Genomic DNA, 15,357 nt, shown 5'->3' on the forward strand with positions numbered 1-15,357 from the left:
AAAGCATGATCGTGCTCGGCCTCACCGGATCGATCGGCATGGGCAAGTCGACGACGGCAAAGATGTTTGCCGAAGCCGGCGTGCCCGTCCACGATTCGGATGAGGTGGTACATCGCCTCTACGTCGGCAAGGCCGCTCCGCTGGTCGAGGCGGCTTTTCCCGGAACGACAAAATCCGGGTCGGTCGACCGCACCAAGCTGGCCGAGCGGGTGCTCGGCGATGCAGCCGCGCTGAAACGACTGGAAGCGATCATCCACCCGCTGGTCCGCGCCGACGCCGACGCCTTCCTGGCCAGGAACCGCGCTGCCGGCGTACCGCTTGTCGTTCTCGACATCCCGCTGCTGTTCGAAACCGGCGGCCGCGACCGCGTCGACAAGGTCGTGGTCGTCACCGCCTCGCCCGACGTCCAGCGCGCCCGGGTGCTGGCGCGGCCGGGCATGAGCGAGGAGAAACTGGCGTCGATCCTGGCCAGGCAGGTTCCCGACGCCGAAAAGCGTAAGGCCGCCGATTTCGTCATCGACACCGGACAAGGTTTTGATGCGGCGCGCGCGGCGGTTAATGCGATTGTCGCCGAACTGGTCGGGGATAAAGCCGGCAAGCCTGCTTAACGGCGCTTGCGTCCGGCGTAATATGTTGCCAATTTGTTCCAATCATGATTCGGCTGAAATAACGCCGGAACCAACGGACTGATTCGATGCGCGAGATCATCTTCGATACGGAAACCACCGGTCTCGATTTCCGTGATGACCGCGTCATCGAGCTTGGCTGCATCGAGTTGGTCAATCGGTTCCCGACCGGCCGCACCTTCCACCATTACATCAATCCGCAAGGACGACCGATTCATGCGGAGGCGCAGGCCGTTCATGGTATCAGCGCCGCCGACCTCATGGGCAAGCCGACCTTCAGCGACATCGCCGAGGAGTTTCTTGCCTTCATCGACGGCGCCAAGCTGGTCGCCCACAATGCCACTTTCGATATCGCTTTCCTCAATGTCGAGTTCGGTCGGCTTGGCCACCCGGTCGTTGATCCCGGACTTGTCGTCGACACGCTGGCGCTGGCGCGCCGCAAGCATCCGATGGGCCCCAATTCGCTGGACGCGCTGTGCCGGCGCTATGGCATCGACAATGCTCGCCGAACCAAGCACGGCGCGTTGCTCGATTCGGAATTGCTGGCCGAGGTCTATATCGAGCTCATCGGCGGCAAGCAGGCGGCGCTCATCCTCGACAGTGCCACGGCGTCGGCCGGCGGCAGAAGAAATGTCGACGATATTGACATCAGCATCGGCGTGAGGCCGATTGCGCTGCCGTCTCGCCTGACCGACGCAGAGCGCAGCGCGCACACGAGCATGGTCGGCACATTAGGCGAAAAGGCGCTCTGGCTGCGCGTCGCCCCCGAAGCGAGTTCCGCGGCATAGTGATTTTGACGGGTGCCGATCGGCAGTGGCGTCGATATGCAAATCTTCGAGATTGGCCGAAAACGCCCCTCCACTTCGTCATCCTAGGGCGGAGCAAGGAGCGACGCGGCGCAGACCCCTGGATCCATGCCGTTACCTCAGCCGAAGAATGCAGCGTTCAGGATCAGCCGACCCGTAGCGATCCTTCGCGCCCCCCTCTGTCCTGCCGGACATCTCCCCCACGAGGGGGGAGATTGGCAGTTTCGGCGCTCCGCTCACTCCGGCAAGGTTGGCGATTGGCGAAAGCCGGTGTGAAGTCCGATCTCCCCCCTTGTGGGGGAGATGTCCGGCAGGACAGAGGGGGCGCTGTCCGGGCGCTGTCCCTCCGGCGTCCCAAAGAAAAAACCCGGCGCGAGGCCGGGTTTTTCAAACGTCACCGAGCAATCGCCTCAGCTCGCCTTGGCCTTGCCGGCGGCCTGGTCCTCGGCCAGCTTCTGCTGGAACATCTGCGCGAAATCGATTGGGTCGAGCATCAGCGGCGGGAAGCCGCCATTGCGGGTGGCCTCGGCGATGATCTGCCTGGCGAACGGGAACAGCAGCCGCGGGCATTCGATGAACAGCAGCGGCAGCATGTGCTCCTGCGGGAAGCCGCTGATGGCGAACACGCCGCCATAGACCAGCTCGACGTTGAACAGCACTTCCTTATCGAAGGACGCCTTGGCGTTCAGCGTCAGATTGACGTCGAACTGCTTGTCCGAAAGCGGGTTGGCGTTGACATTGACGTTGATGGCGATGCCGGGGGCCTTGTCGCGGCCGCGCAGCGAGTTCGGCGCGCCGGGGCTTTCGAACGAAAGGTCTTTCACATATTGGGCAAGCACGTTGAGCGAAGGCTGCGTCGCGTCGCCGTTGCCACTGGCCGCGCCGGTCGGCGCGTCGTCTTTGCTGGCCATAAGCCTTTGTCCTTTTGCCTCGGCAGCGTTGCTGACCGGATTGAAATCGGGCGTTCGCTACCATGGTCGGCATGACAAGACAAGGTTTGGCGACCTGCTCGTCCTTAAAGGCGACCTACTCATCCTTGAGGCGGCGCCAGGGGGAATTGTGATCCGGGCCGCGCTCGTCGCCGCGCGAATAGTCGCTGTCGTCGAGGTCGATGGTCTTGTCGCGTTGCCGGGCCCCGAATCCGCCGGTGCCGAAACTGGTGGCCAGCACGATGCGGCCTTTCAGCCGGCGCCAGGCGAGGTCGCGGACCGGCGGCAGCAGCAGCAGAATGCCTAAAATGTCGGTGATGAAGCCGGGAATGATGAGCAGGATCGCCGCCAGCACGATCATGGCGCCATGCGCGAGCTGACGGCTTGGATCACGTCCGGCGTCCATTTCGGCACGGACCCGGGTCATGACGCCGAACCCCTGGTATCGCAACAACAGCGCGCCGGCGATGCTCGAAGCCAGCACCAGGCCGACCGTCGCCAGGGCGCCGACCTGGCGGCCGACAACGACGAAACCGGCGATCTCCAGCAGCGGAAGCGCGAGGATGAACAGGGGAAGCAGCGAAATGCGCAAATCTTGACCGATCGTTTCGATGTTTTGCCGGCCGGCGGGCAATCGCCGCTGGCACTGAACCTTTTAGATAGGTATGGCTGCCTTTAATTTGAATGATTGCAGCTTGCGTTCTATATGCTTTGGATGTTGAACGCTATGCGACCGCAGCCATTGCCTGGCCGGGCGGTCCGGCCGGAGTAGGGATTGATTGGCGGAAGATATGGGATTCTTCGACTTCGGCACGATTTTCTTTCTGGTTGCGGCGGTTGTGATCTTTTTCCAGCTGCGCAATGTGCTCGGCCGCCGCACCGGCAGCGAGCGCCCGCCCTTCGATCCCTATACGGCGGGGCGGACGCGCGAGGACGCCCAGAAGCCGGAGAATGTGGTCTCGCTGCCGCGCAAGCGAGCGCCGGGAGAGCCGGCAATCGACGCCTATGCGGCGATCGACGCCTTCGCCAACCCTGACACCGATCTCAACAAGGGCCTGCGCACGATCAAGGACAATGATCCGGCATTCGACCCGAAGACCTTCGTCGACGGCGCCAAGATGGCCTATGAGATGATCGTCATGGCCTATGCCGATGGCGATCGCAAGACGCTGAAGAACCTGTTGTCGCGCGAGGTCTATGACGGCTTTGTCGCGGCCATCGGCGACCGCGAGGCGAAATCGGAAAAGATCCAGTCCTCCTTCGTCGGCATCGACAAGGCCGACATCGTTTCCGCCGAGATGAAGGGCAGCGAGGCGCATATCACGCTGCGCATCGTCAGCGAACTGATTTCGGCGACGCGCGACAAGGCCGGCGCCGTCATCGACGGCGATCCCGAAACCGTCGCCGAGGTCAAGGATGTCTGGACCTTTGCCCGCGATACGCGCTCGCGCGACCCGAACTGGAAGCTCGTCGCCACCGAAGAAGAAGACTGAGCCCGGACCACGGCGGGGTCTGTCGTGTCGCTTTCTCAGGCGTTCAGCGAAAAATCCTTTGACGATCTGCCCGGTTGGGACGAGGACGACCATCTGGCTGCGTTCGCCGCTTTCCGGCGCTCGGCTTTTCATGTCATGACGAAACCCTATCGCTCCGGCGGGCTCGGCGTCGACTTCAATGCCTTCACCGAAGTCTACGCTGCAGCCCGCACCGTGTCGCCAACCGACCGGCGCGAAGCCCGCGCCTTCTTCGAGCGGCATTTCATCCCGGCGCACATAGGAGCCGAAAGCGGCGGCGCCGGCCTCGTCACCGGCTTCTATGAACCCGTGGTCGACGCCTCGCCGGTGCGAACCGAACGATTTGCGGTGCCGCTGCTGTCGCGTCCGGCCGATCTCGTCGACATCGACGACGCCAACCGGCCGCACGGCATGGATCCCTATCTCGCCTTCGGCCGCGCCACGCCGAACGGACCGGTCGAGTATTTCGACCGCGGCGAGATCGAGCGCGGCGCGCTTGCTGGCAAGGGTTTGGCTGGCAAGGGTTTGGAAATCGCCTGGCTCGGCGACAAGGTCGACGCCTTCTTCATCCACGTACAAGGTTCTGCGCGGCTCACCATGACCGACGGCCGGCTTTGCCGCGTCACCTATGCCGCCAAATCCGGCCAGCGCTTTACCGGACCGGGCAAGATACTGAGCGAGACAGGCGAAATCCCGCTCGAAGCGGTGACCATGCAGTCGGTCCGCGCCTGGTTCCAGGCGCATCCGGATCGCATCGACGAGATCCTGTGGCGCAACCGCTCCTATATTTTTTTCCGCGAGACTTCGGTCAGCGAGGCGGCTGTCGACGACCCGGAACTCGGGCCGATCGCTGCCGCCAAAGTGCCGCTGACACCGGGCCGTTCCGTCGCTGTCGACCGTCTGCTGCATACATTCGGGACGCCGTTCTACATCGATGGGCCGTCGCTGACCGCTTTCGGCAACAAGCCGTTCCGGCGGCTGATGATCGCGCAGGACACCGGCTCTGCCATTATCGGGCCAGCCCGTGGCGACCTGTTCGCCGGAACAGGACATGCGGCCGGCGAGATCGCCGGCGTTATCCGCAATCCTGCCGATTTCTACGCGCTGATACCGCGTCCGCTTGTACCGGGAGCGGGGCGATGACCCGGCGCATCGACAGGCTGAGCGAGGACGACCGGGTCCTGTGGAACCTGGTGGCGCGCACCGCCAAGCCGCTGAAGGGCAAGTCCGCCATCGACAGTCCGGACATCGGCCCGGGCATCGCTGATGACACGAAGCCACCGCCGCGTGTCCAGGCGATGGCTCCGGCTGCGGCGGCGAAAGCCAAGACGCAGCATGTTTCGCATGCACTCGACGAACCGACGCTGGAAAAGCTGTCGAAGGGCCGGCTGCCGATCGAAGGCCGCGTCGACCTGCATGGCCTGAGCCAGGACGAAGCCTATTCGCTGCTGTTTTCCTTCCTGCACCGGGCGCACGCCGGCGGCATTCGCTACGTGCTGGTCATCACCGGCAAAGGCTCCTCGTCGGGCGGCGACGGCATCCTGCGGCGCGCCGTGCCGGCCTGGCTGTCGACACCCGCATTCAGGCCGCTCGTCTCCAGCCACGACCATGCTGCCCGCAACCATGGCGGCTCGGGCGCGCTCTACGTCCGCCTGCGGCGCGCACGCACATGAGAATGCACCCCATGAGGATGCACTTGTGACTCCGTTCGGCGAAAAGCTTCGCGCCCTGCGAAGCGAACGCGGCGTCAGTCAGAAGGCCATGGCCGAGGCGATCGGCGTCAGCGCCGCCTATCTGTCGGCGCTGGAGCATGGTCGCCGCGGCGCGCCGACCTGGACGCTGATCCAGAAGATCATCGGCTATTTCAACGTCATATGGGACGATGCCGAGGAACTCGCACGGCTGGCCGAGACCTCGCACCCACGGGTGAAGCTCGACACGTCGGGCCTCAGCCCCGCCGCCACCGAGCTTGCCAATGTTTTGGCCGAAAACATCGAAAAACTCGACGAAGCGGCGCTTCGCCGCATCACCGCATCGATCCGCGCCGCGCTGAAGCAGCCAAAGTGACGGCCTGCTACTGGACCGCGCCGACCAGAACCGGCTGGCCATCACGGATCGAGACCCAGCGGCCGGTATTGTCGATCGCTTGTCGCTTGAGGAAGCGGTAGCCGGTCCGGTCCCATGAGCGGACCTTTCCGTCCAGATTGTCGAGGATGTAGTCGCCCTTGCTTGTGCGCACCGTCAGCACGGCATGGCCCTCGCCGTCCGGCTTGCGCACGACGGTCATCAGAAGATTGGCGTAGGACAGGCCCAAGCGATTCAATTCGCGGCGCTTTTCCAGGACATAGTCCTCACAGTCGCCAACGCCCTTGACGGGATAGGCCCAGACCTCGTCCCTGCCATAGATGTCGATGTCGCTTATTGGCTTGACGGCGGTGTTGACCCTGGCATTGACGCTGAGGATCTTGCGCCAGAGCGCACCGGTCATGGTGGCGGGGGCGAGATGGCCCGGGTGGATCGAGCATTCGGCCGGACTGGTTTTGCAGAAATCATAGTGGCCGATCGGCTGCGATGTCGGCCCGCCGGTTGCCATTGGTCCGGCCGCCGATGCCGTCGTCGACCAGCCTGCCGCAAGTGCCAGCCCAAACAGTGCGCACACGCGTAGCGTTCTCGCCAGTGGTGAGGAAATCATTGTCCCCCTCGTCCCTTGTTGTTAACGAAAGGTTAAGGGCGATTGACAGTCCCTGTCAATTATACCAACGGCCAGTTTTGCGACATGGTTACCCGCGCGGCCGAAACAGCGGCTATTGTGCAACAGATCGACTGAGCGGACACGAGACCGCCGTTCCACCGGCCGCTCCCTTACTTGCTGGCGATGCGGACCAGCTTCGGCTTCACCGCAACGCGGGTCTGGCGGCCATAACTGGTGATGAAGTCGATGATGCGCGGCACGATTTCGGAGCGGAAGCGCGAGCCGTTGAAGACGCCGTAATGGCCGACCGCCGGCTGCATATAGTGAGCGTGCCTGTCCGCCGGGATGTTGACGCAGAGGTCGTGCGCGGCCTGGGTCTGGCCGAGGCCGGAAATGTCGTCGTTCTCGCCCTCGACCGTGAACAGGGCGACATTACGGATATCGGAGGGATCGATGGCCACGCCGCGATGCGTCATTTCGCCCTTGGGCAAGGCGTGGCGGACAAACACGGTGTCGACCGTCTGCAGGTAGAACTCCGCCGTCAGATCCATCACCGCCATATATTCGTCGTAGAAGTCGCGGTGCTTCTCGGCATTGTCGCCATCATTCTTCACCAGATGCATGAAGAAGTCCTTGTGGGCGATGATGTGGCGGTCGAGATTCATGCTCATGAAGCCCGAAAGCTGCAGGAAGCCGGGATAGACCTCGCGGCCGAAGGCCGGTACCGGCCACGGCGCCTGCATGATGACGTTGTCGCGGAACCAGTCGACGCCCTTCTCCTCGGCCAGAAGGTTGACCGCGGTCGGATTGCGGCGGGTGTCGATCGGCCCGCCCATCAGCGTCATTGTCGAGGGAACGAACGGGTCGCCGCGCGTTTCCATCAGTGCCACCGCCGCCAGCACCGGCACCGAAGGCTGGCACACCGCCATGACGTGGGTGTCGGGCCCCAGCGCATGCAGCATGTCGACAATGTAGTCGATGTAGTCGTCGAGGTCGAAGCTGCCCTCGCTGAGCGGTACCATGCGGGCGTCGACCCAGTCGGTGATGTGGACGTCGGCATGGGGCAGCATCGCCTCGACCGTGCCGCGCAGGAGCGTTGCATAGTGGCCCGACATCGGCGCCACGATCAGCAGCTTCGGATCAGGCCGGCGGCCGGCGGAAACCGCCCGCTCGAATCGGAGGAGATTGCAGAACGGCCGCGACCACACGGTCTTTTCGGTGACATCGACGCTTTTCCAGTCGACCACGGTCTTGGTCAGGCCGAATCGCGGCTTGCTGTAGCGGCGCGTCGTGCGCTCGAACAATTCGGCGGTTGCCGCGACCGAGCGGCCCCACGACGTGTGCGTGAATGGATTGAGCGGATTGGTGTAGAACATCCGCACCGCATCGGCATAGAGCCGGGCCGGCTGCACGGCGGCGTGGTTAAATTCGTAGAACTGGTAGAACATCGAGAACCCCCGCTGCTGCGACCGAAGGGACGACAGCAGCGTCGAGCCTTGAATCTCTCGCGCGGAGGTTAACAACAAACTGCTGCGATGCAATACGTCAAGTGAAGTGATTTATGCTCATACTTTCGTTTAAGCTGTTGAAAACCGGCTTTGAACGGCGGGAGCCGGCTTATTGTGCGAATGCGAAGGCCGGCAACGGGCAATCGCTACAGCATAATCTCAGACGCGTGGCATCACACGCGGTCGGTGCACACAGCGGTATGGCCCGAACTGATGAAGCCGAGCCGTCTGGCGGCGCCCTTCGACAGGTCGATCACGCGTCCCTTGATGAACGGGCCGCGGTCATTGATGCGCACGACGACGCTGCGGCCATTGTTGCGGTTGGTGACCTTCAGCTTTGTGCCAAAAGGCAAGGTGCGGTGCGCGGCGGTCAGTGCCGACGGGTTCATGCGCTCGCCGGAAGCGGTCTTCGAGTGCAGTGCGTACCAGGAGGCGCGGCCGCATTGAGCGGCGGCAGGGGAGGTGGATGCGCCGACCATCAGGCCAGCCGCGATCGTCACCGCGACAAGCGCGGTCTGGTTTGGTTTCTTCATCTGCGGCAAATGGCTCCGTTTGACAACCCGGCCGTTACGGATCGAATGTGGCATGAAATGCGGCAGTCATCTGGCGGTTCCATGACTACAGTACACGTTTGGAGTCGGTGGGAAACACTTTGTCAGAGGGTTATTCGGCGTTGCCGCGTATCCCGATGGTCTTCGTCCCGATATCCGACGTCGATATACAAGCAGAAGCGAATACGATCGGGTCGCTTCCTTTCGCTTTGCCGCGGCGGTCATGGCTGAATTGAGGATCGACTTGGGAAGGAAATTCCGACGATGAGATTGATCAAAAATCTGCTGGCGTTGATCGTGCTCGCCATCGGCGCGCTCTGGTCGCTGCAGGGCGTCGGCCTGGTCGGAGGCAGCTTCATGACCGGCCAGTCGCAATGGCTCTATATCGGCATCGTCACCGCGCTGGTCGGGCTGGGCGGATTGGTGTGGGCGAACCGTTCGCGCCCCTGACATTGATACTGGCCTGACATTCACATTGAAATGGATCGCTGATCAGGCCGGGTACCCTTCACCGCGTTTCGGGCAACCGGCTGCAAACAAGCATTTCTCGCTTTGCATCCTCCTCAGGCAAATCCATGCTGCGGATGGCCGAGGATTTGAAAACTGATCCCTGTATTCGCGGTTAAGTATAGTAGTCTTATCGACATTGCAGAAATTGGAGAGGACGATGAGCGACGGCAGCCTCCATATCGATCGCCGGCGGTGCATCGGCCTTCAACGCCGACGCGCTGACTGCCCAGCTGCCTCTATGCCCTCAATGGCGCAAAACGTCCGTCAAAATGGCGGCAGCGGGCTTAAAAACGAAACAAAATCAACGGTGCTCGGCTTGTATATCATGTCACTAGAATTTATGTGTCATGTAAGCTTGGACGCGGTGGAGACGCACGCCAGGCGTTTCACAACCGGTGGCCCTGCGCCATCGCACAACAGAGAAACGTTCGGTCTATGCTCACGAAAAAGGGCAAGTACGGCCTCAAGGCGCTCGTCCATCTCGCGCGGCTGCCGGTTGGACAGCTCGCCTTCGTTGGCGATATCGCCACCGGAAACAACATTCCGAAGAAATTTCTCGATGCCATCCTGGTCGAGCTGCGCAACGCCGGCTTCGTCCAGAGCCGCAAGGGCAAGGAGGGCGGCTATCGCCTGGCGCGGCCGGCGGATGAAATCAAGATCGGCCATGTGGTGCGCGTGCTCGACGGGCCACTGGCCCCCATCCCCTGCGCCAGCCGCACCCGATATCAGCGCTGTGAAGACTGCAACGAGGCGACATGCCAAGTCCGACATCTGATGCTGGAGGTCCGGCAAGCGATCGCCGAGGTGCTGGATCAGCGCAGCCTCGCCGAGATGCGCGATATCGCCGGCGACGACGACCTTTCGGCTGCGTTGAAAATCCAGGCCTGAGCCGGAACCGACGGCTCCTAAGGCAATTGGTGCGCGCATGACCGGCCGCGCAAATTCGATCGTCCCGAATTCGATCATTATTGTCGGCGGCGGCGCCAGCGGCGTCGTCCTTGCCGCGCATCTCCTGAAGTCGCCCAATCCCGATCTCCGCGTCACGCTTATCGAAAAGCGTCCGCATTTCGGACAGGGCATCGCCTATTCCACGCTGCTGTCGGCGCATGTGCTGAATGTCAGCGCGGCCGGCATGAGCGCCTATGCCGACGACCCCGGCAATTTCTGGCGCTGGCTGCTTGAACGCGGCCTGGCAACTCCAGAGCAGGCGCCGGTCTATGCGCCGCGCAGCGTCTATGCCCGCTATCTGAAGGAGCTGCTGGACGAGCTCGAGGCTCGCGAGACCGGGCGTCTTCGGCTGATCCGTGAGGAGAGCCTGTCGATCTCGCCGACTGCGTCCGGGGTCGAGGTGACGCTGGCCAACGGCACCAGCGTCGTCGCCCATCTTGCCGTGCTGGCGACCGGGCATGACGAGGAGCCGGGCGCCGGCCAGGGCCACGCGATCAGGATGGGATCAGAGGCCGACACCGCGCTGGACCCCGAAGCCCGAGTCCTGGTGCTGGGCACCGGCTTGAGCATGGTCGATACCTTCCTGTCGCTCGAACAGCGCGGCCATCGCGGTGAGATCGTGGCGGTGTCGCGGCGCGGCCTGCTGCCTTCGCCGCATCGCAAGGGCAATCCGATCAAGCTCGACGTCGCCGACATTCCGCTCGGCACCCAGCTTTCCTACTTTGTCGGCTGGTTCCGCGATCTGATCCGGGAAAACCAGAAGGCCGGCATCGACTGGCGCGACGTCGTCGACGGTCTCAGGCCGTTCAACCAGAAGATCTGGCAGAACTGGCCGTCTTCGGCCAAGCGCCGCTTCGTCGAGCACACCAAGGCGTGGTGGGATATCCACCGCCATCGCATGGCGCCGGAAGTCTATGGCCGCGTCACCGAGGCGGTTCAATCGGGCTGCATCCGGCTGGTCGCCGGGCGCGTCGTCGGAATCACCGCGGGTGACGATTTCAGCGTGCAGGTCCAGTCGCGCCACACGCAAAACATCGAGACGTTCGAAGTCGCCCGCATCTACGACTGCACCGGCATCGCCAGGGATATCTCTACCACCACGAACAGCGTGGTGCGATCGCTGGTCGATCGCGGGCTGGCGCGGCCGGACCCGCTGCGCCTTGGCCTCGACGTATCAGACAATTGCGAGGTCATCGCCAGCGACGGCACCGTATCGGCCAAGATTCTCGCGGTCGGGCCACTGACGCGCGGCACCTTCTTCGAGATCGACGCCATTCCGGATATTCGCGTCCAGTGCGCGCGGCTGGGCAAGCGGTTGCTGGGGTGAGGCAGAACCTGTTGATGCCGGAGGGGGGTGGGAAGGATCGTTGCAGGCAGAAGGCATTTGGGTTGGGACCACCGGCAGCGAAAGCCGGAATCCCATTCCCCGTCTGGCCAATGGATTGGCACGATCTATCTTCTTTCAGACTGCAAACGGCTGGAAAAGAAGATAGGCTGACAGCCTGCCCAAGGCGGTCGCTTGACCATGGAGCATCTGATATGAGCAAGCATAAGATCGCCGCACCCGACAGTTCCCCCTCGGGCAGTGCCCATTCGGACGAGGCCCCATCCTCAGACAGGGCAATGTCCCGCCTGCGTCCGCCCTATGCATCAGTTCTTGACCTGATCGGGCAGACGCCGGTCGTCGAGCTGACCAAATTCGACATCGGCAAGTGCCGGCTGTTCATCAAGCTTGAAAGCCAGAACCCCGGCGGCTCGATCAAGGACCGCATCGCGCTGTCGATGATTGCCGCCGCCGAAAAGCAGGGCAAGCTGAAGCGCGGCGGCACCATCGTCGAGGCGACCGCCGGCAACACCGGTCTTGGCCTCGCCCAGGTCGGCATCCCCAAGGGCTACCGCATCATTCTCGTCGTGCCCGACAAGATGTCGCGCGAAAAGATCCAGCATCTGCGCGCCCTCGGCGCCGAAGTCCGCATGACCCGTTCCGACGTCGGCAAGGGCCATGCGGAATATTACCAGGACATGGCCGAAAAGATCGCCGCCGAGCTGCCCGGCGCCTTCTATGCCAACCAGTTCGCCAACCCGGCCAATCCGCTCGCCCATGAAACCACGACCGGTCCGGAAATCTTTCAACAGCTCGATGGCGACGTCGATGCCGTGGTCGTCGGCGTCGGCTCCGGCGGCACGCTGACCGGGCTTGGCCGCTATTTCGCAAAGGTCTCGCCGAAGACCGAGATGATTCTCGCCGATCCGGTCGGCTCGGTGCTGGCGCCCTTGATCAAGACCGGCAAGATGATAGAGGCCGGAAGCTGGACCGTGGAAGGTATCGGCGAGGATTTCGTCCCGCCCAATGCCGATCTGTCTCTGGTCAAGAAGGCCTACTCCATCACCGACAAGCAGAGCATGCTGGCCGTGCGCGACCTGCTTTCGCGGGAAGGCATCCTCGCCGGCTCGTCGTCCGGTACGCTGCTTTCGACCGCGCTTCGCTATTGCCGCGAGCAGACCGTGCCGAAACGGGTCGTCACCTTCGTCTGCGACAGCGGCAACAAGTACCTGTCGAAAGTATTCGACGACTTCTGGCTGGCCGAGCAAGGGTTGGCCGAGCAGGAGCAGCATGGCGATCTGCGCGATCTGGTGATGCGCACGCTACGCACCGGCGACATCGTGTCTGTCGGCCCGGACGAAAGCCTGCTCAACGCCTATGGCCGCATGCGCCGTTCGGATGTCTCGCAACTGCCGGTGCTGGACGACGGCAAGCTGGTCGGCATCGTCGACGAAAGCGATATCCTCGCCCACGTCGAAGGCCCCTATGACAGCCGCTGGGACCGTTTTAAGGCCCCGGTCCGCACCGCGATGACCTCCAATTTGCACACGCTGCAGGCCAGCCAGACGCTGGACGCGCTGCTGCCGGTGTTCGACCGCAACGAAGTCGCCATCGTCTTCGACGGCGACGAGTTCATCGGCTTGATAACCCGCATCGACCTGATCAACCATCTGAGGCGCGCCCGATGACCGTAAGAGAAACCCTATCGGGCAGGAACCGTCTGGCCTTCTCGACGCGCACGATCCATGGCGGCCAGAGCCACGACCCGACGACGGGCGCGGTGATGGTGCCGATCTATGCGACCTCGACCTATGGCCAGCAGAGCCCGGGCGTGCACAAGGGTTTTGAATACGCCCGCAGCCAGAATCCGACCCGCTTCGCCTTCGAGCGCGCGGTGGCCGATCTCGAAAGCGGCGCAGCCGCCTTCGCCTTCGCTTCGGGGCTGGCGGCGATCGCCACCATTTTCGAACTGCTCGATTCCGGCGCCCATGTCGTTGCCACCGACGACATCTATGGCGGCACCTTCCGGCTGCTGGAGCGGGTGCGCAAGCGCTCGGCCAATTTGCAGGTCGACTTCATCGACTTCACCGATCTGGCCGCGGTCGAGGCGGCGATCCGCCCGGAAACCAAAATGCTCTGGGTCGAGACGCCGACCAACCCGCTGCTGCGCGTCGTCGATCTCGAAGCGGTCGCCGCGCTGGCCCGGCGCGAAGGCGTGCTCTCGGTTGCCGACAACACCTTTTGCAGCCCCTATCTGCAGCGGCCGCTGGAGGTCGGCATCGACATATCAGTCCATTCGACGACGAAATACCTCAACGGCCATTCCGACATGGTCGGCGGCGTCGCCGTGGTCGGCGACAACAAGGATCTGGCCGACCGGCTGAAATTCCTGCAGAACGCGATTGGCGCCATTTCCGGGCCGTTCGACAGCTTTCTCGCGCTGCGCGGCCTCAAGACGCTGGCGCTCAGGATGGAGCGCCATTCGTCGAACGGCCAGAAGATCGCGCACTGGCTGGAAAGCCGTCCCGACATCCGCCGCGTCATCTATCCCGGTCTCCCCAGCCACCCGCAGCACGCCATCGCCAGGCGGCAGATGCACGCCTTCGGCGGCATGATCACGGTCGAGCTCGACCGCGACCTCGCCGGCACAAAACGCTTCCTCGAACACACGCAACTGTTCACGCTGGCCGAAAGCCTCGGCGGCGTCGAAAGCCTGATCGAGCACCCGGCGCTGATGACACACGGCTCGATCCCGGCCGGGAAGCGGGCCGAGATTGGGATTTCCGATTCGCTGGTGCGGTTGTCGGCCGGGATCGAGGATGGTGACGATCTGATTGCGGATCTGGATCAGGCGCTGGCGAGCTGAGGGGCGTTCATGCGGTTAGTCCGTTGACCTGCGCCGCATTTCAAGCAACTGAACTTCGCCGGCGCCTGTCATTGATCGGGTTTATCACTGTCGGCGCCATTCGCTTTGCCTTGCCTGATTGTGCTGCCGGTCCGCGGCAAGCCGGCGCACTCGATTATCTTTTCCGACAACCAATCCAGGCCAATATCTGATGCCGATCTTACATGCCGCACGAGGGTGAACGTGAAGGGATCGACGGCGAGCGGCGGTTCAAGCACCGCAAGCCCGAATTGATTGGCGTATTTGGCGGCGAGTCTGGCCGGAACCGTTGACGAGAGATCGCTATTCGCGACAACGCCCATGGCGGTCATGAACATTGGAACGCTCGCGACGACCCGCCGCCGGAGCCGGCGCTTTTTCAAAGCCTGATCGACCATGCCATGAAAGCCGCCTCTGAATGAGACAAGCACGTGATCGAGTGCCAGGTAGTGGTCGAGCGATATCGGACCGTGCGCAACGGGATGGTCTTTCCTGACCACGACGACAAAGTCCTCCTCGAAGACCGGCATCGCCTGGAATTCATCCGGCAAATCCCAGAAGCGCCCAATCGCCATCTCCATTTCGTTCGTGCGCAGGGCGTTCAGGCTTTCGGCTCCGACAGCGAATTGAAACGCGACCCGGCATCCAGGTGCTTCGGCGCGCAGCATCCCTATCAGCGGAGGGGCAATCACGGCGCCGACCAGGTCGTTGCCCGCGAGCCTGAAGGTGCGCGATGATGTTTCAGGTTCGAAATGCGTGGGAACGTCGAGCGCCGCGTGGGCAAGCCGAAGAATGATTTCAATCTGCGGAAGAAGCTGTGAGGCGCGAGGCGTCGGCTCCAGCCCGTTCGGACGCCTGATGAATAGGGGATCGTCGAACAGCTCCCGCAGCCGCGCGAGCGCATGGCTGACGGCGGACTGACTTACGCCCAGCGCTGCCGCGACAAGCGTGGTTTTCTGCAGCCGTACGAGATCGCGGAAGATTGCTAGCATGGTGAAGTCCAGCCGGCGCAGCTTCAGCTGATCGGTATTGGCTTTGCGCATCAACTGCATCTCCTCTTCGCCACGC

17 protein-coding genes are annotated in these 15,357 nt (G+C 63.0%); 11 read left to right on the forward strand and 6 right to left on the reverse strand.

The window, feature by feature from the left end:
* The first annotated feature begins 5 nt into the window (after positions 1-5).
* Together coaE and dnaQ are read left to right on the forward strand one after the other, a co-directional pair.
* The gene (gene coaE, locus AC0L3I_RS03350) at positions 6-608 is read left to right on the forward strand and encodes a dephospho-CoA kinase (RefSeq protein WP_473526000.1); all 603 of its coding nucleotides are present in this window, start codon (positions 6-8) and stop codon (positions 606-608) included.
* An 86-nt stretch (positions 609-694) separates the two neighbouring features.
* Positions 695-1,414 carry a DNA polymerase III subunit epsilon gene (dnaQ, locus tag AC0L3I_RS03355; protein ID WP_473525965.1) on the forward strand — a complete coding sequence of 240 codons (720 nt, stop codon included), beginning with the start codon at positions 695-697 and terminating at the stop codon, positions 1,412-1,414.
* 428 nt (positions 1,415-1,842) lie between these two features.
* Here dnaQ and secB read toward each other — a convergent pair whose 3' ends face one another.
* Positions 1,843-2,343, reverse strand: a complete 501-nt coding sequence (secB, locus tag AC0L3I_RS03360) for a protein-export chaperone SecB (protein ID WP_123148712.1) — start codon at positions 2,341-2,343, stop codon at positions 1,843-1,845.
* Positions 2,344-2,458: 115 nt separating this feature from the next.
* Entirely contained in the window at positions 2,459-2,953 is a 495-nt protein-coding gene (locus AC0L3I_RS03365) for an FxsA family protein (RefSeq protein WP_473525966.1), read from the reverse strand.
* Positions 2,954-3,152: 199 nt separating this feature from the next.
* On the opposite strand from AC0L3I_RS03365, the gene AC0L3I_RS03370 reads away from it, so the two are divergent.
* The 4 genes from AC0L3I_RS03370 to AC0L3I_RS03385 are packed head-to-tail and all read left to right on the forward strand — an operon-like array spanning position 3,153 to position 5,939.
* A complete protein-coding gene (locus tag AC0L3I_RS03370; RefSeq protein ID WP_473525967.1) occupies positions 3,153-3,854 on the forward strand; it encodes a Tim44/TimA family putative adaptor protein in 702 nt (233 codons plus the stop codon).
* Between the two features lie 24 nt (positions 3,855-3,878).
* Positions 3,879-5,015, forward strand: coding sequence for a murein transglycosylase A (gene mltA / locus AC0L3I_RS03375; protein ID WP_473485795.1), 1,137 nt, complete (start codon positions 3,879-3,881; stop codon positions 5,013-5,015).
* On the forward strand, positions 5,012-5,545 hold the full coding sequence (locus AC0L3I_RS03380) for a Smr/MutS family protein (RefSeq protein WP_123148709.1): 534 nt from the start codon (positions 5,012-5,014) through the stop codon (positions 5,543-5,545). The genes mltA and AC0L3I_RS03380 overlap by 4 nt, the downstream gene beginning before the upstream one ends.
* A 25-nt stretch (positions 5,546-5,570) precedes the next feature.
* Positions 5,571-5,939 (forward strand): helix-turn-helix domain-containing protein, encoded by a 369-nt coding sequence (locus AC0L3I_RS03385; protein ID WP_123148708.1) that lies wholly within the window; start codon positions 5,571-5,573, stop codon positions 5,937-5,939.
* 7 nt (positions 5,940-5,946) lie between these two features.
* On the opposite strand, the gene AC0L3I_RS03390 is transcribed toward AC0L3I_RS03385, so the two are convergent.
* The 3 genes from AC0L3I_RS03390 to AC0L3I_RS03400 form a co-directional block, all read right to left on the reverse strand.
* On the reverse strand, positions 5,947-6,564 hold the full coding sequence (locus AC0L3I_RS03390; RefSeq protein WP_473485794.1) for a transglutaminase-like cysteine peptidase: 618 nt from the start codon (positions 6,562-6,564) through the stop codon (positions 5,947-5,949).
* 170 nt (positions 6,565-6,734) lie between these two features.
* Positions 6,735-8,012 (reverse strand): polyhydroxyalkanoate depolymerase, encoded by a 1,278-nt coding sequence (locus AC0L3I_RS03395; RefSeq protein ID WP_473485793.1) that lies wholly within the window; start codon positions 8,010-8,012, stop codon positions 6,735-6,737.
* A 233-nt stretch (positions 8,013-8,245) separates the two neighbouring features.
* Positions 8,246-8,605, reverse strand: coding sequence for a septal ring lytic transglycosylase RlpA family protein (locus tag AC0L3I_RS03400; protein ID WP_292188038.1), 360 nt, complete (start codon positions 8,603-8,605; stop codon positions 8,246-8,248).
* A gap of 282 nt (positions 8,606-8,887) precedes the next feature.
* Here AC0L3I_RS03400 and AC0L3I_RS03405 point away from each other — a divergent pair, with 282 nt between their 5' ends.
* The 5 genes from AC0L3I_RS03405 to AC0L3I_RS03425 all read left to right on the forward strand — a co-directional run bounded on the left by AC0L3I_RS03405 (position 8,888) and on the right by AC0L3I_RS03425 (position 14,271).
* The gene (locus AC0L3I_RS03405; protein ID WP_473485791.1) at positions 8,888-9,073 is read left to right on the forward strand and encodes a hypothetical protein; all 186 of its coding nucleotides are present in this window, start codon (positions 8,888-8,890) and stop codon (positions 9,071-9,073) included.
* 495 nt (positions 9,074-9,568) lie between these two features.
* Positions 9,569-10,021, forward strand: a complete 453-nt coding sequence (locus AC0L3I_RS03410; RefSeq protein WP_258121253.1) for an RrF2 family transcriptional regulator — start codon at positions 9,569-9,571, stop codon at positions 10,019-10,021.
* Between the two features lie 37 nt (positions 10,022-10,058).
* A complete protein-coding gene (locus tag AC0L3I_RS03415) occupies positions 10,059-11,408 on the forward strand; it encodes an FAD/NAD(P)-binding protein (protein WP_473525968.1) in 1,350 nt (449 codons plus the stop codon).
* 212 nt (positions 11,409-11,620) lie between these two features.
* Complete coding sequence (locus AC0L3I_RS03420; protein WP_473525969.1) at positions 11,621-13,093, forward strand: pyridoxal-phosphate dependent enzyme; 1,473 nt, start codon at positions 11,621-11,623, stop codon at positions 13,091-13,093.
* Complete coding sequence (locus tag AC0L3I_RS03425) at positions 13,090-14,271, forward strand: cystathionine gamma-synthase (protein WP_473525970.1); 1,182 nt, start codon at positions 13,090-13,092, stop codon at positions 14,269-14,271. Before AC0L3I_RS03420 ends, AC0L3I_RS03425 begins: the two co-directional genes overlap by 4 nt.
* Positions 14,272-14,339: 68 nt before the next feature.
* Here AC0L3I_RS03425 and AC0L3I_RS03430 read toward each other — a convergent pair whose 3' ends face one another.
* On the reverse strand, positions 14,340-15,332 hold the full coding sequence (locus AC0L3I_RS03430; protein ID WP_473525971.1) for a LysR family transcriptional regulator: 993 nt from the start codon (positions 15,330-15,332) through the stop codon (positions 14,340-14,342).
* Between the last annotated feature and the right edge of the window lie 25 nt (positions 15,333-15,357).

The sequence above is a fragment of the Mesorhizobium sp. WSM4840 genome, from assembly GCF_055811755.1.